Annotated in this window: 20 protein-coding genes and 1 riboswitch; of the genes, 9 read left to right on the top strand and 11 right to left on the bottom strand. The window is 64.1% G+C overall.

The genetic code is table 11. The features are described from left to right. Positions 1 to 74: 74 nt before the first annotated feature. Entirely contained in the window at positions 75 to 878 is an 804-nt protein-coding gene (locus FFS37_RS09280) for a DUF1194 domain-containing protein (protein WP_137930648.1), read from the top strand. An 11-nt stretch (positions 879 to 889) separates the two neighbouring features. Here the strand turns inward: FFS37_RS09280 and FFS37_RS09275 are convergent, their stop codons facing one another. Together FFS37_RS09275 and FFS37_RS09270 are read right to left on the bottom strand one after the other, a co-directional pair. After that, the gene (locus tag FFS37_RS09275; protein ID WP_171026225.1) at positions 890 to 1825 is read right to left on the bottom strand and encodes a glycosyltransferase family 2 protein; all 936 of its coding nucleotides are present in this window, start codon (positions 1823 to 1825) and stop codon (positions 890 to 892) included. A gap of 2 nt (positions 1826 to 1827) precedes the next feature. Next, positions 1828 to 2889, bottom strand: a complete 1062-nt coding sequence (locus tag FFS37_RS09270; RefSeq protein WP_232375609.1) for a glycosyltransferase family 2 protein — start codon at positions 2887 to 2889, stop codon at positions 1828 to 1830. A gap of 208 nt (positions 2890 to 3097) precedes the next feature. Between FFS37_RS09270 and FFS37_RS09265 the strand changes: the two genes are divergently transcribed. After that, positions 3098 to 3418, top strand: a complete 321-nt coding sequence (locus tag FFS37_RS09265; RefSeq protein WP_137930647.1) for a DUF1330 domain-containing protein — start codon at positions 3098 to 3100, stop codon at positions 3416 to 3418. A 25-nt stretch (positions 3419 to 3443) separates the two neighbouring features. On the opposite strand, the gene metW is transcribed toward FFS37_RS09265, so the two are convergent. Together metW and metX are read right to left on the bottom strand one after the other, a co-directional pair. Then, positions 3444 to 4058: a methionine biosynthesis protein MetW gene (metW, locus tag FFS37_RS09260; RefSeq protein ID WP_137930646.1), complete on the bottom strand. Its 615-nt coding sequence runs from the start codon at positions 4056 to 4058 to the stop codon at positions 3444 to 3446. Between the two features lie 58 nt (positions 4059 to 4116). Beyond that, complete coding sequence (metX, locus tag FFS37_RS09255) at positions 4117 to 5286, bottom strand: homoserine O-acetyltransferase MetX (RefSeq protein WP_137930645.1); 1170 nt, start codon at positions 5284 to 5286, stop codon at positions 4117 to 4119. A gap of 103 nt (positions 5287 to 5389) precedes the next feature. Next, a riboswitch (SAM riboswitch) is annotated at positions 5390 to 5467 on the bottom strand. A 220-nt stretch (positions 5468 to 5687) separates the two neighbouring features. Here metX and hisC point away from each other — a divergent pair. Both hisC and FFS37_RS09245 read left to right on the top strand, forming a co-directional pair. Then, complete coding sequence (gene hisC, locus FFS37_RS09250) at positions 5688 to 6797, top strand: histidinol-phosphate transaminase (RefSeq protein WP_137930644.1); 1110 nt, start codon at positions 5688 to 5690, stop codon at positions 6795 to 6797. A gap of 22 nt (positions 6798 to 6819) precedes the next feature. Continuing rightward, positions 6820 to 7755 carry a prephenate/arogenate dehydrogenase family protein gene (locus tag FFS37_RS09245; protein WP_171026224.1) on the top strand — a complete coding sequence of 312 codons (936 nt, stop codon included), beginning with the start codon at positions 6820 to 6822 and terminating at the stop codon, positions 7753 to 7755. Here FFS37_RS09245 and FFS37_RS09240 read toward each other — a convergent pair. Continuing rightward, positions 7752 to 8678 (bottom strand): sugar kinase, encoded by a 927-nt coding sequence (locus tag FFS37_RS09240; protein ID WP_137930642.1) that lies wholly within the window; start codon positions 8676 to 8678, stop codon positions 7752 to 7754. The two genes, FFS37_RS09245 and FFS37_RS09240, sit on opposite strands and share 4 nt — an antisense overlap. 105 nt (positions 8679 to 8783) lie before the next feature. Next, positions 8784 to 9782: a DUF2125 domain-containing protein gene (locus FFS37_RS09235; protein ID WP_137930641.1), complete on the bottom strand. Its 999-nt coding sequence runs from the start codon at positions 9780 to 9782 to the stop codon at positions 8784 to 8786. A gap of 211 nt (positions 9783 to 9993) precedes the next feature. Between FFS37_RS09235 and FFS37_RS09230 the strand changes: the two genes are divergently transcribed. The 3 genes from FFS37_RS09230 (at position 9994) to FFS37_RS09220 (ending at position 12302) form a co-directional block, all read left to right on the top strand. Next, positions 9994 to 10515 carry a gamma-glutamylcyclotransferase gene (locus FFS37_RS09230; protein WP_137930640.1) on the top strand — a complete coding sequence of 174 codons (522 nt, stop codon included), beginning with the start codon at positions 9994 to 9996 and terminating at the stop codon, positions 10513 to 10515. 121 nt (positions 10516 to 10636) lie between these two features. After that, the gene (locus FFS37_RS09225; RefSeq protein WP_137930639.1) at positions 10637 to 11584 is read left to right on the top strand and encodes an aldo/keto reductase; all 948 of its coding nucleotides are present in this window, start codon (positions 10637 to 10639) and stop codon (positions 11582 to 11584) included. 91 nt (positions 11585 to 11675) lie between these two features. Further along, the gene (locus FFS37_RS09220; protein WP_137930638.1) at positions 11676 to 12302 is read left to right on the top strand and encodes a LysE family translocator; all 627 of its coding nucleotides are present in this window, start codon (positions 11676 to 11678) and stop codon (positions 12300 to 12302) included. A 71-nt stretch (positions 12303 to 12373) separates the two neighbouring features. Here FFS37_RS09220 and FFS37_RS09215 read toward each other — a convergent pair whose 3' ends face one another. Both FFS37_RS09215 and FFS37_RS09210 read right to left on the bottom strand, forming a co-directional pair. Further along, complete coding sequence (locus FFS37_RS09215) at positions 12374 to 13162, bottom strand: lysophospholipid acyltransferase family protein (RefSeq protein ID WP_137930637.1); 789 nt, start codon at positions 13160 to 13162, stop codon at positions 12374 to 12376. 113 nt (positions 13163 to 13275) lie between these two features. Continuing rightward, on the bottom strand, positions 13276 to 14178 hold the full coding sequence (locus tag FFS37_RS09210) for a LysR family transcriptional regulator (RefSeq protein WP_137930636.1): 903 nt from the start codon (positions 14176 to 14178) through the stop codon (positions 13276 to 13278). Positions 14179 to 14291: 113 nt separating this feature from the next. Here FFS37_RS09210 and FFS37_RS09205 point away from each other — a divergent pair, with 113 nt between their 5' ends. Together FFS37_RS09205 and FFS37_RS09200 are read left to right on the top strand one after the other, a co-directional pair. Further along, complete coding sequence (locus FFS37_RS09205) at positions 14292 to 14762, top strand: nuclear transport factor 2 family protein (protein WP_137930635.1); 471 nt, start codon at positions 14292 to 14294, stop codon at positions 14760 to 14762. A gap of 39 nt (positions 14763 to 14801) precedes the next feature. Then, positions 14802 to 15434 carry a pyridoxamine 5'-phosphate oxidase family protein gene (locus FFS37_RS09200; RefSeq protein WP_137930634.1) on the top strand — a complete coding sequence of 211 codons (633 nt, stop codon included), beginning with the start codon at positions 14802 to 14804 and terminating at the stop codon, positions 15432 to 15434. Between the two features lie 7 nt (positions 15435 to 15441). Here FFS37_RS09200 and FFS37_RS09195 read toward each other — a convergent pair whose 3' ends face one another. The 3 genes from FFS37_RS09195 to ftsE all read right to left on the bottom strand — a co-directional run bounded on the left by FFS37_RS09195 (position 15442) and on the right by ftsE (position 17905). Then, positions 15442 to 16167, bottom strand: a complete 726-nt coding sequence (locus tag FFS37_RS09195; protein ID WP_137930633.1) for a YdcF family protein — start codon at positions 16165 to 16167, stop codon at positions 15442 to 15444. A 99-nt stretch (positions 16168 to 16266) separates the two neighbouring features. After that, positions 16267 to 17253 carry a cell division protein FtsX gene (locus FFS37_RS09190; RefSeq protein ID WP_137930632.1) on the bottom strand — a complete coding sequence of 329 codons (987 nt, stop codon included), beginning with the start codon at positions 17251 to 17253 and terminating at the stop codon, positions 16267 to 16269. Then, positions 17246 to 17905, bottom strand: coding sequence for a cell division ATP-binding protein FtsE (gene ftsE, locus FFS37_RS09185; protein ID WP_010911739.1), 660 nt, complete (start codon positions 17903 to 17905; stop codon positions 17246 to 17248). Before ftsE ends, FFS37_RS09190 begins: the two co-directional genes overlap by 8 nt. Positions 17906 to 17918: the final 13 nt, after the last annotated feature.

The raw sequence follows: 17918 nt of genomic DNA, 5'->3' as shown, positions 1-17918 counted from the left end.
ATTGCCCTGGAGCAGCTTTATTTCGCCGTGATCGCGGGGAAAGCTCGGCGGGAGAAACAATTCCGGCACTGGCCATGCTTGACGCCCTGCGTTTGCTTGTCTGTCTCGCCTGCGGCCAGGCGATACAAGTCGCCGCGCCCCAGGCGGCGCTGCCGGTCGATGTCGAGCTGGTGCTGGCGGTGGACATCTCACTGTCCATGGACGAGAAGGAGTTCGCCCTGCAGCGCGCCGGCTATGTCGAGGCGTTGCGGCATCCGGATTTCGTCCAGGCGGTGCGCTCCGGCAACAAGGGCCGCATCGCGCTCGCCTATTTCGAATGGGCCGGCACCGTGCGCGATGACGCGGTCATCGGCTGGCACGTCATCGACAGCGCCGAAAGCGCCAACGCCTTTGCCAACCAGCTAGCGGCCCGCCCGTTCCGCAGCTTTCGCGGCACCTCCATTTCCACCGCGCTCGCCTTCGGCGCCGGACTGTTCGACAAGACTGATTTCCAGGGCGAGCGCAGCGTCATCGACATATCGGGCGACGGCCCCAACAATATCGGCCCGCCGGTCACCGCGATGCGCGACGCGGCGATCGCCAAAGGCATCACCGTCAACGGCCTGCCGATCCTGATCAACCCGTCGCCGACCTTCAAGCATCTGGACCAGTACTATGCGCAATGCGTGACCGGTGGGCCTGGCTCTTTCGTGCTGCCGATCCATGCGGCCGCGGAGTTTTCCACCGCCATCCGCCGCAAGCTGATCCTCGAAGTGAGCGGCGTTCAGGACAAGCCGGTGATCACGCCCATCGGCATGGAAACGCCGGTCGACTGCCTTCTAGGGGAACGCGACCGGCGGTTCCTGTCGGATCCCTATTTCCCGGAACTGGACCGATAGGCTGGCCTGCTTCACGCAGGCCGGGCGCCGAACTCGGCGCGGAACTTGTTGGAGAGGTCGCGGCGCCGGCGCCGGCCCTGGACATATCCTCTGGCCAGCTCCGGCAAGGAGTAGCCGAGCGCCTTCGACGAGCGATTGGCCATATAGCCCTCGAACGCCTCCGGTATCCGGCCCCTGAGGATATCGGCGATGATCTGCCGCGCGATCATGTAGGGCGGGATGTGCGGATAGGAACGGGCGATATGCGGGTGCTTGCCCATCAGGTTCGCATAGGCTTCGACGTAACCCGCCCGGCGGCCCGAGATCGAATTCTGCGAATTGTATTTCGTCCAGTCGATATCTCCCGACAGTTGCGCGCCGAACCGTAGCGCCAGGCGCAACAGCAATTCGCGGTCCTGCATGCGAGTAATATCGCTGTCGTAGCCGCCAATCTGCAGCAATGCTTCGCGGCGGGCCGATATGGCCGAGCCGGCGATGAAGATCGTCTGCGCCACAAGCGTCCGCTCCAACAGCATCGGGCTGACAAAGGTCTCGGGATTGACGCAATTGGTGGCGCGGCCGCTCTTCAAAGAGACAAATGAGCTGAGAAGCACCTGAAGGGCGAGATTGTCGTCAAACCAGGCCAAGGTGCGCTCGAGCCGATGCGGCAGGTAGACATCGTCGGAATCGAGAAACGTCACCACCGGTGCGCGCGCCCGCTCGATTCCGGCGTTCCTGGCGGCGTTGGCGCCACGCCATTTCGCTCCGACATAGACCAGCCGGGGATCGCTGATGCGCGCCAGCGCCGCCTCGGTTCCGTCGGTCGAGCCATCGTCAACCACGATATGCTCGAAGCGCGGCATGCTCTGGGCAAGCACGCTGTCGATCGCGCGCAGCAGGGTTTCGCGCCGGTTATGGGTCGGCGTGATGACCGTGATGAGAGGCGCCATGTCAGCGGTACTGGCCATGTTCAGCTATGACCGACATGGACAGGCAAGAGTTCCGGTTCGTCCCGGACCAGGCCGAACGCCATGGCCGCCTGGCCGAGAAAAACCAGCGTGCAAAAGGCCAATCCGACGATCAGGGCGAACGGGATTTGCCAGACCGGCATTCCGAGTTGCGACGCCTGCCCAAGGATGCGCCCGCTTACGCGGCGGGACATCGAAAACCAGCGCCTGGTTGCTTTCAGCACACGTCGGTGCCGTGAGGCTGATTCCAGCGCCACATATTTGCGGTCCGCATCGCGGCCGGTGACCAGTGCGCGCCATAAGAAAAACCTCCAGCCGCGCGGGGGATAGTGGCTCGCTCGTGCATCGACCCTGACGAAATCATGTCCGCTTTCCCGCAACTGGCTGGTCAGCAGCGTGCAGGAAACCTTGAACCCATTGCTGGCCGGATAGGGATGGCTGGCCAGCCAGCTTCTGCGAAACGCGCAATTGTTGGCGTTCATCGCTCGCCTGGAAGCGAAACGCTGATCACCGTCGCGCAGCGGGAAGAACCATAGGAGGGCAAAGGTCCGCGAGGCGAAATCGTCATGGCCGAGATAGGTGTAGCCATTCACGGCAATCGTCTTGGGGTCTTCCATCGGCTTGAGAAGCGCGGACAGCCAGCCGTCTTCGATCACCGTGTCCGAATCGCAGAAGATGACGACATCGCCATTTGCCAACGCAGCACCGGCATTCTTCAACTCATAGTACCGGCGGCCGGGACAAGCGCTGAAAAGCAAAGTCGCGGTCGTTGCAAGCAGCGGGACGAGTTCAAGGATGCGGTTCTGGAGAAGTGGTGTGTCGGTGCGCTGTCCGCTGTGAACCACGATAACCTGAGGTTTGTGGCAATGGCCGACCGTCGTCGTGCGCTCTATTTCCCGCGCCAAGGCAGTTAGCGAAACGCCAATCTCATCCTCGTCGATGGAACTGGCATTCTCCATTTCAACAACGATCGAATATGTCTGATTCTTCGGTTCCATGCTCCGCCCGCATCTATCCGGCGCGACGCTACAAAGAACATGCCGCTGTGTCACCACATCATGCACAGTTCAACCTGTTCGAAACGACGAATTGCTGGCCTGGCGCCCCAATAGCAACATCACTGCAGGACCAGAAAGCCTGCAAATCGAAGCTGATTCGCTCCGCCGCACAGATACCGTTCTTATTATCCGAGAGGTAATCGAATTGCGTGTGCTGCCTTGGCAATGTGCGGTCGAGAGGCCGGCAACCGGCTTCGGACACAGGAGTTCCGCTATGACCGCTTATGCCGTTGCCCACATGCGCCAAGTCACGATGGGCCCGCAGATCATTGAATATCTGCACAGGATCGATGCCACGCTGGAGCCCTTCGGCGGCCGGTTCCTGATCCATGGCGGCGACGTCGAAGTGGTCGAGAACGACTGGCCGGGCAATCTGATCGTCATCGAATTTCCCGACAGGCAGCATGTGCGGGACTGGTACGCCTCGCCGGCCTATCAGGCCATCCTTGCATTGCGGACCGAAAACTCGCAATCGGATGTGGTTTTCGCAGATGGCGTCGAGCATCCGCACAAGGCGACCGACGTTCTGGGCTAGCGCCAGCTATCGGATTTGATCTTGGCTACCGCTTCAGCAGGAACACCGCCTGCTGGCCGAAGAAGTTCCAGAACCACCAGGGCATCGACAGGCCGATCTTCTGGCCGTTGCCGTCGAGCGCGGTCGCCTTTTCCACCGTCGCGCCAAGCTCCTCGCACAGATTGACGAAGTCGCGGATGGTGCAGAAGTGGATGTTGGGCGTGTCGTACCAGGAATAGGGCAGGTCCTTGGTCACCGGCATGCGGCCGTTGACGAACAGCGACAGGCGCACCCGCCAATGGCCGAAATTGGGGAAGGAAACGATCGCCCGATTGCCGATCCTGAGCAGTTCGTCGAGCACCAGCTTCGGGTTGCGGGTGGCCTGCAAGGTCTGCGACAGGACGACGAAGTCGAAACCCTTGTCGGGATAGAATTCGAGGTCCTTGTCGGCATCGCCCTGGATGACCGAGAGGCCGCGTGCAACGCATTCGTTGACGCCACGCTGCGACAGTTCGAGGCCGCGCCCGTCGACCTGCTTGGTGTCCTGCAGCAACTCGAGCAGCGAGCCGTCGCCCGAACCGACATCGAGCACGCGCGAGCGCGCCGGGATGAGGTTGGCGACGACCTCGAGGTCGACGCGCTGGCTTCCGTTGACGCTCATGATGCCGTCTCCTGTCCGGCGCATGATCCCGATCCGGAAAATCTGCGATTTTCCGGGGTCATGCGCTCAGTCCCCTTGCGCGCGCGGCCGAGCCGATGAAGCCGTTGATGGCGGCAAACAGTTCCGGTTCGTCCAGCAGGAAGGCATCGTGGCCGCGGTCGGTCTCGATCTCGACGAAGGACACAGAGGCGCCGGCGGCGTTGAGCGCGTGCACGATCGAGCGGCTTTCCTCGGTGGGGAATAGCCAATCGCTGGTGAAGGACACCAGGCAGAAACGGGTCTTGGTACCGGCGAAGGCATCCGCCAGCCGGCCGCCATGGTCGGCGGCGAGGTCGAAATAATCCATCGATCTCGTCATGTAGAGATAGGAATTGGCGTCGAAGCGGTCGACGAAGGTCATGCCCTGGTGGCGCAGGTAGCTCTCGATCTGGAAGTCGGCGTCGAAGCCGAAGGTGAGCGCTTCGCGATCCTGCAGGTTGCGGCCGAATTTCCGGTGTAGCGCGGCTTCCGAAAGATAGGTGATGTGGGCGGCCATGCGCGCCACCGCCAGGCCCTTCTCGGGGCGCTTGCCGTGCTCGAAATACTTGCCGCCATGCCAGTCCGGATCGGCCATCACGGCCTGCCGGCCAACCTCGTGGAAGGCGATGTTCTGCGAGGAATGGCGTGCGCCGGTGGCGATCGGCAGCGCCGCGAAAACCTGCTCCGGATAGCTCGACGCCCATTCGAGCACCTGCATGCCGCCCATCGAGCCGCCAAGCACGCAAAACAGCTTTCCGATGCCGAAATGGTCGATCAGCATCTTTTGCGCGCGCACCATGTCGCGGATGGTGATGACCGGCAGGTCGAGCCCGTAGGGCTTGCCGGTGGCCGGATTGGTCGAGGCCGGGCCGGTCGACCCCAGACAGCCGCCTATGACATTGGAACAGATGACGAAGAAGCGATCAGTGTCGATGATCCTGCCCGGTCCGATCAGCACTTCCCACCAGCCGGGCTTGCCGGTGACCGGGTTGGTGCTGGCCACATGCTGGTCGCCGGTCAGCGCATGGCAGACGAGGATGGCATTGGAGCGGTCATCATTCAGCGTGCCATAGGTCTGGTAGGCGATCTGGAACGGCGACAGCAGCGTGCCGGCGTCCAGCTTCAGCGGCTTGTCGGGCCCGAAGCGCAACATCGGGCTCGACGGCGCGTCGGCCTCGTTATTGGTCTTTCCTGTGCGCTGGGCGGCCATCACGTACTCACTTGCTGCATCATGCTTGGCGTCAAGCGCCGCGATGCGGTCGTCCGGCCGGCCGCGGACAATAAAAAACCGGCATTGCCATTCGCAAAGCCGGTTACGTCACGCAACGGCCCTTTAGCGAATTGTTTAACGTGGCTGCAAGCCGACCGGCCAAATCACCACGGAACTGTCACTGTCCTTCTAGAACTCGGCCGCCTCGCCGTCAATGCCGGCGGTTGGGCCGGCGATCGGGCCGGCGGTTGGGCGGACGGTTGGGTCGACCTTTGGGCCGAGCGTCGGACTGGCGGCTGGGACGGCCGCTGGCACCATTGCCGGCTCTCGACATTGCGGGCCATGGCCTGTATTTCCGCTGCGGCTTCCGGATGGAGGCATTCTCGACGGATTTTGCAAAAATGAGCCAGACACCGGACAAGGCACGTCCAACGCCCCGCGCGGGCATCATGGATATCGACGCCTATGTGCCGGGCAAGAGCTCAGCCCCGGCCGGTGTCGCCAAGGTCCACAAGCTGTCGTCGAACGAGAACCCGCTCGGCCCCTCGCCAAAGGCGATCGAGGCCGCACGCGAGGTTGCGGCCAGGCTCGACATCTATCCCGACGGCACAGCCAGGCGCCTGCGCGAGGCGATCGCCGAGGTGCATGGGCTCAATGCGCAGAACATCATCTGCTCCAACGGCTCGGACGAGATTCTCGGCCTCCTGGCGCAGACCTATCTCGCGCCCGGCGACGAGGCCGTGTTCACCGAACATGCCTTCATGGTCTACAAGATCTACATCCAGTCCGCCGGCGCCACCCCTGTCGTGGTCAAGGAGACCGACGAGCGCGCCGACGTCGATGCGATCCTGGCCGCCGTGACAGCGCGCACGAAGATCGTTTTCCTCGCAAATCCCAACAATCCGACCGGCACCTACCTGCCTTTCCAGGAGGTGCGCCGGCTTCATGCCGGACTGCCGAAGAACGTACTGCTCGTGCTCGACGCGGCCTATGCCGAATATGTGCGCCGCAACGACTACGAAGCCGGCATCGAGCTGGCGGGCAGCGCCGAAAACGTCGTCATGACCCGTACCTTCTCGAAGCTCGGCCTCGGCGGCGCGCGCATCGGCTGGATGTATGGCCCTCTGCACATAGTCGATGCGATCAACCGCGTGCGCGGACCCTTCAACGTGAATGCGACGGCGATCGAAGCGGGCATCGCTTCCATCCGCGACCGCGCGCATGTCGAGCGCAGCGTCGCGCACAACGAGACCTGGCTCTCCTGGCTGAGCGCCGAGATGACCGGGCTCGGACTGCGGGTGACGCCCAGCGTCGGCAATTTCCTGCTCATCCACTTCCCTGACGACGCGAAGCATTCCGCGACGGCGGCTGACGACTACCTGACGGCGCGCGGCTACATTCTGCGGCGGGTTTCCGGCTATGGCTTTCCCAACGCGCTGCGCATGAGCATCGGCACCGAAGAGGCCAACCGTGGCGTCGTCGCCGCGCTCACCACATTCTTGAAAAGCTAGAACGCCGAAAAGCTGGAACCCCATGACATCCCCGATGTTTGAAAAAATCGCGCTCGTCGGCATCGGCCTGATCGGTTCGTCGCTCGCCCGCGTCATTCGCCGGGAAGGCCTGGCGGGCCACGTCGCAATCTCCACCCGCAGCGAAGCCACGCTCAAGAGAGCCGAGACGTTGGGCCTTGGCGATTCCTACACCACGGACGCCAGGGAAGCGGTGCGCGACGCCGACCTGGTCATCGTCTCGGTGCCTGTCGGTTCATCCGGCACGGTCGCGGAAGAGATCGCGCCGGCCCTGAAGAAAGGGGCGATCCTCACTGATGTCGGCTCGACCAAGGCCTCGGTCATCGCGCAGATGCAGCCGCATGTGCCCGAGGGCGTGCATTTCATTCCCGGCCACCCTCTGGCGGGTACGGAAAAATCCGGTCCGGACGCCGGCTTCGCCGAGCTGTTCGCCAACCGCTGGTGCATCTTCACGCCGCTGCCGGGCACCGATCCCGACGCGCTGGAAAGACTGTCGGAATTCTGGCGCCGTTGCGGCGCCAACATCGACACGATGGACCCCCAGCATCACGACATGACGCTGGCCATCGTTTCGCATCTGCCGCACATCATCGCCTACAACATCGTCGGCACGGCCGACGACCTGGAATCGGTGACCAAGACGGAAGTGATCAAATATTCCGCCTCAGGCTTTCGCGATTTCACGCGCCTGGCCGCTTCCGACCCGACCATGTGGCGGGACGTCTGCCTGCACAACAAGGACGCCATCCTCGAAATGCTGGCGCGGTTCTCGGAAGATCTGGCGTTCCTGCAGCGCGCGATCCGCTGGGGCGATGGCGACAAGCTGTTCGACCTGTTCACCCGCACCCGGGCCGTGCGCCGTTCGATCATCGAGGCCGGACAGGACATCGACGCGCCCGATTTCGGCCGTCAGGCGGTCGAGCACCCCGCTAAGGGCTAAGCTTCCCCGGCTGGCCAGGTCGCGGCGACCATGGCCAGTGTCGCTCCCCGGTCCGGCGCGCCCAACCTGCCGCCAAAGCGAAGGCATTTGAGGGCGGCGGCAGCGCTTGCGAAACGCAAGGCCTGCTCGATAGGCATGGCTTCCGCCAGTCCGACGGCGAAGGCGCCGTGAAAGACATCGCCGGCGGCCAGCGTGTCGACCGCCTTGATTTTTGGGGCCTCGACATGGCGGATGCCGGACCGATCGCTCCACCAGGTCCCGGCGGCGCCCCCGGTCACGGCGACAAAGGCGTCGGTTCGCGACGCAAGGTCTGCGCACGCGGTCCGCGGGTCGAGCGCATGGCCGCATATGATGCGGGCGGCGGGTTCGGACGCGACGATATGCGAGGCCAGCGGCAGGAGGCGCTCGAGCACCTCCAGCGGCGCGGTGTCGGCATCGAGGATCGCCGGACGTCCGGCAGCACGGGCCGCCTTGAGCGCGAGGGCCGCTGCGCCCGGCCAGCGCACATCCACCAGCACGGCATCGAAGGCAGACATGTCGGCGACAGGCAATGTGTCGGGATCGGCCTGCGCCTTGGCGTCGTAGAAGGGCACGATGATCCGCTCGCCATGCGCGTCGACGAGAATCGAGGCCAGGGCCGAGCGGGCGCCTGGAACGCGGCGCACATGGCTGCAGTCGACGCCCTCGGCTTCGATCCCGGCAATCAGCTGGTCGCCGACAGGATCATCGCCGGCGCTGGCCCAAAGCGACACGTCGGCGCCGAGCCGATGCGCGGCACAGGCAGCGCTCGTCGCCATGCCAGAAGCAATCTGGACACCGTCGGAAGCGATGAATTTTCCCTGATGGTGGGGCAAGGCGTCGACACGCAGGATGGTATCCAGCGTCAGGGCTCCGACACTCAGCAGCTTCTTGGGGCTTGCCATGGCGGCGCTACGTCAGGCCGACGGTTCGTTGAACCGTCCCTTGTCGATCTCTTTTTTCGAACATGATCTCTTCCGAGCACGGGGGCCCCTTTTCGGGATCATGCTCTATTGCACCGGCTTGATCTTGCCCAGCGGAATGAAGCCCAGCGAAGCCTTGCTCTTGATCACCTTGAGCGGCATGGAGGGCTCGCTGCCGAGCAGGGCCAGCGCCGCAAAGCCCTGCTGGATCGCATTCTTCTGTTCCGGCAGCGCGCCGCCAAGAATGGAAGCCACGGCCTTCGGGTCCTTGATCCGGATCATCAGGTCGGCATCGATCAGCCCTTCGGCATCGACGGACAATGGGCCCGAAACGGTAATCCGCGCCGTGCCCGACGACAGGTCGAGGTTGCGGATTTCGACGCTTTGCCCGCGCAGGCTTTTCAGCTGTGTTCCGATCAGTGCGACGCCGTTCTTGAGCGTGGCATCACCGCTGGCGTCAAGCGCCGGCAGCACGCGCCCGCCAATCGCATTGGGGTCGATCTCCAGATCCGTGAAGCTTCCGACATAGTCGAGATCCCCGCCATTGGGCTGCAGCTGGCCGGATGCCTTGCCGGCGCTGAACAGTTGCATAGGGTCGGTATCATCGGCTGGATCGGTCTGGCCGGACAGGCCGTCGGCCTGCAGCGAAATACGGCGCGGCAGCGGCCAGGACAGTTTGACGTTGGCCTGCAGATTGTCCCAGTCGATCCACAGCGGCATCATGCCGGGGACGGAGGTCCGCAACGGCCCGCGCAGGTCGGCCACCGGCGACAGGGGCTGGGTGATCTGGGCAACAGCGTTGAACGAGCCGGCCGAGGCCGCGATGTTCCTGGTATCGTCCTCATAGGCGAGGTTGTCGCATGTGACCGTAAAGCTCAGCGGATAGCCGCTGACCTGAAGGTTGGTGCAGCCGGCCAGGACGCCGTTCTTTTTCAGTGTCGCAACCGTGTTGTCGGCTTCGGTCCTGACCTTGTTGGCCAGATAGAACCAGCCGGCGCTGTAGATGGCGAAAAGCAGGACGACAAAACCCGCGAGCCACCACAGGATGCGGCGATTGCGGGGTTGGCGTTCGTCAGGTGACGTCATGCTTCGGCTCTCATTAACGCGGGAATGTCGTGGCGGAGTCTCGATTCCGACGACACTGGAGTTATCACGCAATTTCGGATGGAAAACCGCTTCACAATTTTCCTGGAACTGCTTTAGGCAGGTTAAATCATATAGGTAGACGGACGCGGATGGAAAAAACACCGGTTTCCGATGCGGTGCTGCCATTCTTTTTGCAATCAGGCGCGGCGATATGGGCGATTTTTGGGTGTTCGGCTACGGCTCGCTGATTTGGCGGCCGGGTTTTGCACATGTCGAGACCCGACGCGCACGCCTGCACGGCTACCGTCGAGCGCTCTGTGTCTATTCCTTCGTGCACCGCGGCACGCGCCAGAGGCCAGGACTGGTGCTGGGCCTCGACCATGGCGGTTCCTGCGTCGGCCTGGCCTTCCGCGTGCCGGGCGAACTGAAAGACGAGGTGATCGCCTATCTGCGTGAGCGCGAACTCGTCACATCGGTCTATCTCGAGCGGACGCTCAAGGTGCGCCTCGACGGCGGCGGGATGGTCGACGCCGTGGCCTACATCGTCGACCGCAAGCACGAGCAATATGCCGGCGCGCTGGATGCCGCGCATGCGGCGGCGGTGGTGCGCGGCGCGGTCGGCCGCTCGGGCGCCAACGAGGATTATGTGCTCAGCACGCTGGAGCATTTGCAGGCCCTGGGCATCCGCGACCATTGGCTGGAGGAGGTGGCGCGGGCAGTAGCGCCGTTGTGAAGCGCTGGCTCTGCGGAAAAAGCCCGGAGGCCTTTGATCTTGCTGAGGCAAGACCTAGCTTAGGCTGCGAACCCAGCCTGCGGGCGGCATCCGCCCGGCCCCAACTTCACGGAGATCAGCCTTGCAAAAACGCCGTCTTGGTCGCACCGACCTTTCCATCGCGCCATTGGTCCTGGGCGGAAATGTCTTCGGCTGGACCGCCGACGAGAAGACCTCCTTCGATCTTCTTGACCATTTCGTGGATGGCGGCCTCAATGCCATCGACACGGCGGATGCCTATTCGCGCTGGGTGCCGGGTAACAAGGGCGGCGAATCCGAAACCATCATCGGCAAATGGATGAAGGAGCGGGGCAACCGCGACAAGGTGGTCGTGATCACCAAGGTCGGTTCCGACATGGGGCAGGGCCACAAGGACCTGTCCGCGGCCTATATCGAAAAGGCAGTCGAGGCATCGCTCAAGCGGCTGCAGACCGACGTCATCGATCTCTATCTTTCGCACTGGCCCGATCCGTCGACACCCTACGAAGAGACGCTCGGCGCCTATCAGAAGCTGCTCGCCAAGGGCAAGGTGCGCCATATCGGCTGTTCCAACCTCGACGCCGGCCAGTTGCGCGCGGCCCTCGATGTGGCGAGCCTGCGCGGCCTGCCGCGCTACGACGTGCTGCAACCGGAATACAATCTCTACGACCGCTCCTCTTTCGACGGCCCGCTGCGCGATCTCTGCGTGGCGCAGGATATCGGCGTCATCACCTATTTCAGCCTGGCCAAGGGCTTTCTGAGCGGCAAGTACCGCTCGCAGGCCGATCTCGGCCAGAGCGAGCGCGGCGAGGATGTCGGCAGCTATCTCAATCCACGCGGCATGCGTATCCTGGCGGCGCTCGATGCCGTGTCCGCCCGGCATTCGGCCAAGCAGGCCGAAGTGGCGCTTGCCTGGGCGATCGCGCGGCCAGGCGTCACCGCGCCGATCGCCAGCGCCACCAAGCCGGGCCAGATGGACAGTCTGATCAAGGCTGCGTCGCTGAAACTGACCGCCGACGACATGGCTGAGCTCGACAAGGCGAGCGGCTGAAGCCGCCGGCGCCACGCGCACGAACGTCCAAGACGGCCCTTGCCTCCTGTCCTACGGTTTCCAACGGATGCCGCAGGACAAAGGATAGGAAATGGCCGAGCCGCTTCTTTCGCAGCCGGATTTGTGGCGCCAGCTGCTTGCGCTGCTGCTCGCCGCCACCGTGGTCATGGGCAGCCCGGGGCCGGCAACGATAAGCGTCACCGCGGTTGGCGCGGCGTTCGGCCTGCGCGATTCGCTGCGATATGCCTGGGGTATCGTGCTGGGCACGATCGCGGTGCTGCTGGTCGTGGCAACCGGCATCGTGGCGCTGCTTGCCTCGGTGCCGAGACTGGCGCCGGTGCTGGCGGTCGCGTCGGGTGCCTACATCCTCTATCTCGCCTACAGGATCGCGACGGCGCCGCCATTGGCGGCGCGCGACAGCGAGGCTTCGCGCCCGACCTGGCTGGCCGGGTTCCTGCTGGCCGTCGCCAACCCGAAGGCCTATGTCGCCATCGCCGCGGTTTTTGCCGGCGCCTCTTCAGGCCAGGAGGGCGCCGGACTTGGCCTGTGGCTGAAACTGGCGGCCCTTGCCGCGATGATCGTGGTGATCCATGCCGCTTGGCTGCTCGCGGGCGCGGCGTTCGCGCGGTTCCTGCGCAGGCCGCTGGCCTCGCGCGTCATCAATCTGGCTTTCGCCGCAACGCTGGTCCTGACCACCGCACTGGCCGCGTTCGGCTGATTGCATGGCTGGAGCCTGTTGCCGAAAAGTGTGAAGTGGTTTTCGGTCTGAAATCACCCGGCTCTTGCGGTTCAGGTCTTGGCTGCGAGCTCGCGCAACCGTTTCACGGCCGTCGGCGGCAGGGCCGGCGGATTGGGCGCCTGCGAGGCTTCTATCAGGAACTGGTCGCAGGCCGCTTCCGTATCGCCGATCAGCCGCGCCATGAACTCGTCCTTGCCCAGGCCAGGCGGGATCGGCGGCAGGAAGCGCGCCTTGATGGTGCCTGGATAGCGCAGGAACTTGCGGCGCGGCCAATAGAGGCCCGCGACATGGGCGACGGGCACGACCGGGACGCCGAGCTGCGAATAGATCTCGACGATGCCGTATTTGTAGGCCGGCTCGTCGCCCGGCGCCCGGCGCGTGCCTTCGGGATAGATGATCAGCTGGCGCGGATTGCGCGCCATCTCTTCACGGGTCGCGGCGACGACCGCCTTCAGCGCCTTGGAGCGGCTGCCACGGTCGACCGGGATCATGCGCATCTTCATGATGTACCAGCCGAAGAACGGGATCCAGGTCAGCTCCCGCTTCAGGATGTAGAGCGGGTCCTTGAGAAAGGGGAAGAAGGCGATCGCGTCCCAGAACGACTGATGCTTGGGCGCCAGGATGAAGGAGCCTTCGGGCAGGTTTTCCAGGCCTGATATCTCGTTGCTGGTGCCGGCGATCTTGTCGTACAGCCACATCGAGGTGCGCGACCAGAATTTCGGCACGAACCAGGCGCGGTGGCGTGGCGACAGGAAATAGTAGGGCGTCCAGAGGATCATCTGGACGATCAGATTGACGTAGAAGACGAAGTTGAACGCCAGCGACCTGACATAGAGCATGGGGGAGGTCCGGTGAGGAGGTGTGCGTTGGTTACACCAAGCAAGGGCAAAAAGGAAATGGCCGAGGTGCCCTCGAGCACATCAAAAGCCCTCGGCCCGCAGGCGCCGGTTCGCTACTCTAACCGTGCCAGCCGCTCCTTCAACCTCGGAGCCGCGAAATCGAGAAAGGCGCGCAGCTTGACGGGCAGCAGCCCCTGGCCTGCATGCACCAGGCTAACCGGCCAGGGTTCCGGTTCGAAGGACTGCAGGAGGATGCCAAGCGCGCCGGATCGCAGCGCTGCCTCGATCTGGTAGGAAAGCACCCTTGTCGGCCCAACGCCTGATATCGCGGCATCGATCGCCGCCTCGGCGGTGTTGACCTGGAGCCGGGAGCGGACCTGAAGCGTTGCCTCGCCCTGGCCCTTGCGGAAACTCCATGCCGAGAGCGCGCCCGAACCCTCGAAGGTGATGCAGCTGTGCGCTGCGAGATCTTCGGGGGTTTGCGGCGTGCCATGCCGGGCGAGATAGGCGGGGCTGGCGCAAACCACCCGCCTGATTGCGCCGACGCGGATGGCGACGAGGCTGGAATCGGGGAGCGAGCCGATCCGCACCGCAAGGTCGATATGATCCTCGGCGAGTTGGGATATGCGATCGGCCAGTGACAGGCGGATGTCGACGTCGGGATAGGCGGCGAGGAAAGCGGTCACGACCGGCAGCACGTGCAGCCGGCCGAAGACGACGGGCGCCGTGATGACCAGTTCGCCGGTCGGGGTGCTGTATTCGCCCGCGGCGGCACGCTCGGCCTCGCGCACATCATTGAGGATGCGCCGGCAGGCGGCAAGATAGGCATGCCCGGCATCGGTCAGGGTCAACCGCCGCGTCGAACGGGTCAGCAAGCGTGTGTTGAGATGCCGCTCCAGCTCCGAGATCTTGCGGCTGACGGTGGCCAGCGGAATGCCCAGCTGGCGCGCGGCGGCGGAAAGGCTGCCGGCTTCCACAGCGCCGATGAACAGGGACATGGCTTCCAGACGATCCATATTTCTTCCGGAAAATGGAAGGGTAGGTTACAGATATGCCAGCTACATCTCAATGATGGAAGGCTCCATATTAGCCGCGTGGGCACAGGCGGCCTTGAGCAGGAGAAAGTTGCATGTCTGAAAGCCGTCCACCGCTTCCGCCCTTCACCGCCGAGACCGCCGCGCAGAAGGCGCGCATGGCCGAGGATGCGTGGAACTCCCGCGATCCGGCGCGGGTGGCGCTTGCCTATACGGCCGACAGCCGCTGGCGCAACCGCGCCGAGTTCCTGCAGGGGCGCGAGGCCATCCAGGCTTTCCTGGCGCGCAAATGGGCGCGTGAACTCGACTACCGGCTGATCAAGGAGGTGTGGGCCTTCCATGGCAACCGGATTGCCGTGCGCTTCGCCTATGAATGGCACGACGATTCCGGCTCGTGGTTCCGCAGCTATGGCAACGAGAACTGGGAGTTCGACGAGCATGGTCTGATGCGGCTGCGCATCGCCAGCATCAACGATCTGCCGATAGCGCAGGCCGACCGCAAATATCACTGGCCGCTCGGACGCCGTCCGGACGACCATCCGTCCCTTTCCGCGCTCGGGCTCTGACTCTGATTTGGCGCCCGCCGCCTTGCAAGGAGGCTTTCGATGAACGCGCATGCCTTTACCAGCGATGTCGCCTTCACGCCGACCGTCAAGGCGATCCAGTCGCGCAAGGGCTCGCGCCAGTCCTACGCCCGGGTCGAGGAGCGTGGCGGCTGGCAAGCCGTGATCACACCGGACCTCGCCGCCTTCATCGGGATGCAGACCAGCATTTTTCTGTCGACGGCCAATGGTGAGGGCCAGCCCTACATCCAGCATCGCGGCGGGCCGGCCGGCTTCCTCAAGGTGCTCGACGAGAAGACGATCGGCTTCGCGGACTTTTCAGGCAACAGGCAGTTCATCACACAGGGCAATCTGGCCGACAATCCCCGGGCATTCCTGTTCCTGATCGACTATATGATGCGCCAGCGCATCAAGATCTGGGGCACCGCCCGCGTGGTCGAAGGCGATGCAGAACTGACCGCAAGTCTGATGCCGCAGGACTACAGGGCCCGCCCCGAGCAGGTCATCCTGTTCACTGTCTCGGCCTGGGACGCCAACTGCCCGCAGCACATACCGCAGCGCTTCGAGGCCGCCGACGTGGCGGCCGCGCTTGGCGAGCGCGACAGGCGCATTCAGGGGCTTGAACAGGAAATCGCGCGGTTGAAAGCAGAACTAGGCGCTGCGGCCAGTCAATGATGGCGGCTCAGCCGCCGGTGGCGGTTTCGGCCAGCGCGATACCGTCGGGTGTCGGCCTTACCGGCACGATGCCGCGCGCCAGCGCCAGAAGATATTTGGTGTATTCGGTGAACAGCACCCGCAGCGCCTGCGGCTTGGTCAACCAGTTGCCATTGTCGAGATTGGCGTTGACCACCGGATAGGGCTCCAGCTTGGCCTTGTGCAGCAGCCGGCCCATTTCCAGCAGGCTGCGCGGCATGTGGTAGTTGTTGGTGACGAGGATGACCGTGCCATAGGCATGGCTCTCGACCCATTTGGCGCTTTCCTCGGCATTGCCGATCGTGTCCAGGGCCGCGCGGTCGATATCGACACAGCAGGAAAAAAGCCTGATGTCGCCACCGGTCGCGGCCTGAAGCTGGCGACGGCTGGCGGAGGGATGCACGCCGCTGATCAGGAGCCGTTCGCCCTTTCCGGACGCCAGAAGATCCATCGCGGCATCGAGGCGGGACTGGCCGCCGGTCAGGACGATGATGGCGTCGGCCTTGGCCGGATTGGCCGGCGTTGTCATATGGCCAACCTCGTTGGCGAACCAGCCGAAGCCGCCGGCGAACATCGTGGCGAGCAGGATGAGGCAAAAGGCCGAGATGCGCAGAATGGCTCTGAGACGGCCAGGCTTGCTATGGTCACGCGAACGGGCAACCACCACTGGCAGCTGTCCAGCCGTCCCGGTCGAATCCCGCGCGTCCATCGGCATATGGTTAACTCTGAAATGCGGTCTTTGGTAGGTTGAAGACGCACTTTGCGTTACGCCAATTCTCCATCCGTGATCGCGCGATCTCATGGGCCGGTCGCCTTACGCATCGGGCTGGCGAACGTCGATGTCGCTGAGATAGGCGACAACGGTGGCGTGCGAGGTCGCGGCGGTCAGCGCGCCGATGACCAGCACCATGAGAACCACGCCGAGATAGCCCGCCGAGCCGATGGCGAAATTGCCGAACAACGCGGTTGCCTGATCGGCCTGGGGCGTCGCCATGTTGCGCGACGACCACCAGGAAAAGACGATGAAAACCAATACGGCCGCCGCGCCGCCGGCGGCCGCGCCCTTCATGCCGGTCACCAGGAAATGGCGGCGGAATTCGCGGGCGATGAAGCGCGCCTCGGCGCCGACGAAATGCAGCACCTCGATGATATGGCCGTTGCCCGCCATGGCGCCCCGGGTCGCGAACACGACGGTCAGGACGGTCGCCGACAGCATCAGCGCCAGCACGGCAACACCTATGGTCACCGTGGTGCGGGCCATGGCCACCAGCCTGTCGACCCAGGTGCGGTGATCGTCGAGCGAGGCGCTCGGCAGCTTCGGCGTGATCGCCGCCCGCATGGCGGCGAAGTCGGGCGGGCTGTTCTCGTCGATGGTGACGATGATCAGCCGCGGCACCGGCAGGTCGTCGATGTTGAGGCCGGAACCCAGCCATGGCTCCAGAAGCCTGGCGGTCGCCTCGCGGTCGATGATGCGGGTCGACTTCACGCCGGGGAATTCGCCGGCGATCCGCGAAGCCTGGGTCAACGCCGCTTCCATGTCGAGGCCGTCGACCGGCTTGATCTGGATCGTCGCCTCGCGCGAGATCTGGTTCTCCCAGACCGAGGCGGTGTCGCGCACCAGCGTGACCGCGCCGAATGTCAGGCAGGACAGGAAGGTCATGATGGCGATGACCAGCACCAGCGCCCGGCCGGCGATGTTCTGCGCCGGCACGATGGGCGCCATCCGCCGCTGGGCGCGCTGCCTCGTCGGCGCGGCCTCCGCGTCCTCGTCCTCGAAATGTTCGGCCGACAGATCAGTCATAGATGTCCAGCCTTCCACCGGCCAGGATCATGCGGCGCGCGTCGACCTGTTCCATGAGGCCGAGATCGTGGGTCGCGATAACCACCGCGGTGCCGAGACGATTGAGCTCGATGAAGAGCCTGAGCAGGCGCCGCGCCAGCGGCGGGTCGACATTGCCGGTCGGTTCGTCGGCCAGCAGGATTTCCGGCTGCTCGATGAGGGCGCGGGCGATGGCGGCGCGCTGCTTTTCGCCGCCCGACAGGACCGGCGGCAGCACATGCATGCGCTCGCCCAATCCCACCCATTTCAACAGCTCGGTCACGTCGGTGCGGTAGCTCGCCTCCTCGCGCCCGCGCACACGCAAGGGCAAGGCGACGTTCTCGTAGGTGGTCATGTGATCGAGCAGGCGAAAGTCCTGAAAGACCACGCCGATGCGCCTGCGCAGATGCGGCAACTCGGTGCGCGAGATGCGCGAGCGGTCCTTGCCGAAGATGGTGATCAATCCGCGCGTCGGCTTCAGCGACATGAACAATAGGCGCAGCAGCGTCGTCTTGCCGGCGCCCGAGGGTCCGCTCAGGAACTGGAAGGAGCGCTCCGGGATGTGCAGGGAAATGTCGCGGAGGATTTCCGGACCCATGCCATAGCGGAGGCCGACATTTTCGAAGCGAATCAATTTCGACGACCTG

The organism is Mesorhizobium comanense (assembly GCF_005503535.1).
GTDB lineage: Bacteria > Pseudomonadota > Alphaproteobacteria > Rhizobiales > Rhizobiaceae > Mesorhizobium > Mesorhizobium comanense.
This window is presented reverse-complemented; position numbering and strand designations above follow the sequence as displayed.

Bases quoted from the DNA above. Each gene is read 5' to 3' on its own strand.
- FFS37_RS09240 (WP_137930642.1), bottom strand. From the start codon at position 8,678: ATGGCAAGCCCCAAGAAGCTGCTGAGTGTCGGAGCCCTGACGCTGGAT.
- metW (WP_137930646.1), bottom strand. From the start codon at position 4,058: ATGAGCGTCAACGGAAGCCAGCGCGTCGACCTCGAGGTCGTCGCCAAC.
- FFS37_RS09235 (WP_137930641.1), bottom strand. From the start codon at position 9,782: ATGACGTCACCTGACGAACGCCAACCCCGCAATCGCCGCATCCTGTGG.
- FFS37_RS09200 (WP_137930634.1), top strand. From the start codon at position 14,802: ATGAACGCGCATGCCTTTACCAGCGATGTCGCCTTCACGCCGACCGTC.
- FFS37_RS09245 (WP_171026224.1), top strand. From the start codon at position 6,820: ATGACATCCCCGATGTTTGAAAAAATCGCGCTCGTCGGCATCGGCCTG.
- FFS37_RS09280 (WP_137930648.1), top strand. From the start codon at position 75: ATGCTTGACGCCCTGCGTTTGCTTGTCTGTCTCGCCTGCGGCCAGGCG.
- FFS37_RS09210 (WP_137930636.1), bottom strand. From the start codon at position 14,178: ATGGATCGTCTGGAAGCCATGTCCCTGTTCATCGGCGCTGTGGAAGCC.
- FFS37_RS09230 (WP_137930640.1), top strand. From the start codon at position 9,994: ATGGGCGATTTTTGGGTGTTCGGCTACGGCTCGCTGATTTGGCGGCCG.
- FFS37_RS09265 (WP_137930647.1), top strand. From the start codon at position 3,098: ATGACCGCTTATGCCGTTGCCCACATGCGCCAAGTCACGATGGGCCCG.
- FFS37_RS09275 (WP_171026225.1), bottom strand. From the start codon at position 1,825: ATGGCCAGTACCGCTGACATGGCGCCTCTCATCACGGTCATCACGCCG.
- FFS37_RS09190 (WP_137930632.1), bottom strand. From the start codon at position 17,253: ATGACTGATCTGTCGGCCGAACATTTCGAGGACGAGGACGCGGAGGCC.
- FFS37_RS09215 (WP_137930637.1), bottom strand. From the start codon at position 13,162: ATGCTCTATGTCAGGTCGCTGGCGTTCAACTTCGTCTTCTACGTCAAT.
- metX (WP_137930645.1), bottom strand. From the start codon at position 5,286: ATGGCCGCCCAGCGCACAGGAAAGACCAATAACGAGGCCGACGCGCCG.
- FFS37_RS09220 (WP_137930638.1), top strand. From the start codon at position 11,676: ATGGCCGAGCCGCTTCTTTCGCAGCCGGATTTGTGGCGCCAGCTGCTT.
- FFS37_RS09205 (WP_137930635.1), top strand. From the start codon at position 14,292: ATGTCTGAAAGCCGTCCACCGCTTCCGCCCTTCACCGCCGAGACCGCC.
- hisC (WP_137930644.1), top strand. From the start codon at position 5,688: ATGAGCCAGACACCGGACAAGGCACGTCCAACGCCCCGCGCGGGCATC.
- FFS37_RS09195 (WP_137930633.1), bottom strand. From the start codon at position 16,167: ATGCCGATGGACGCGCGGGATTCGACCGGGACGGCTGGACAGCTGCCA.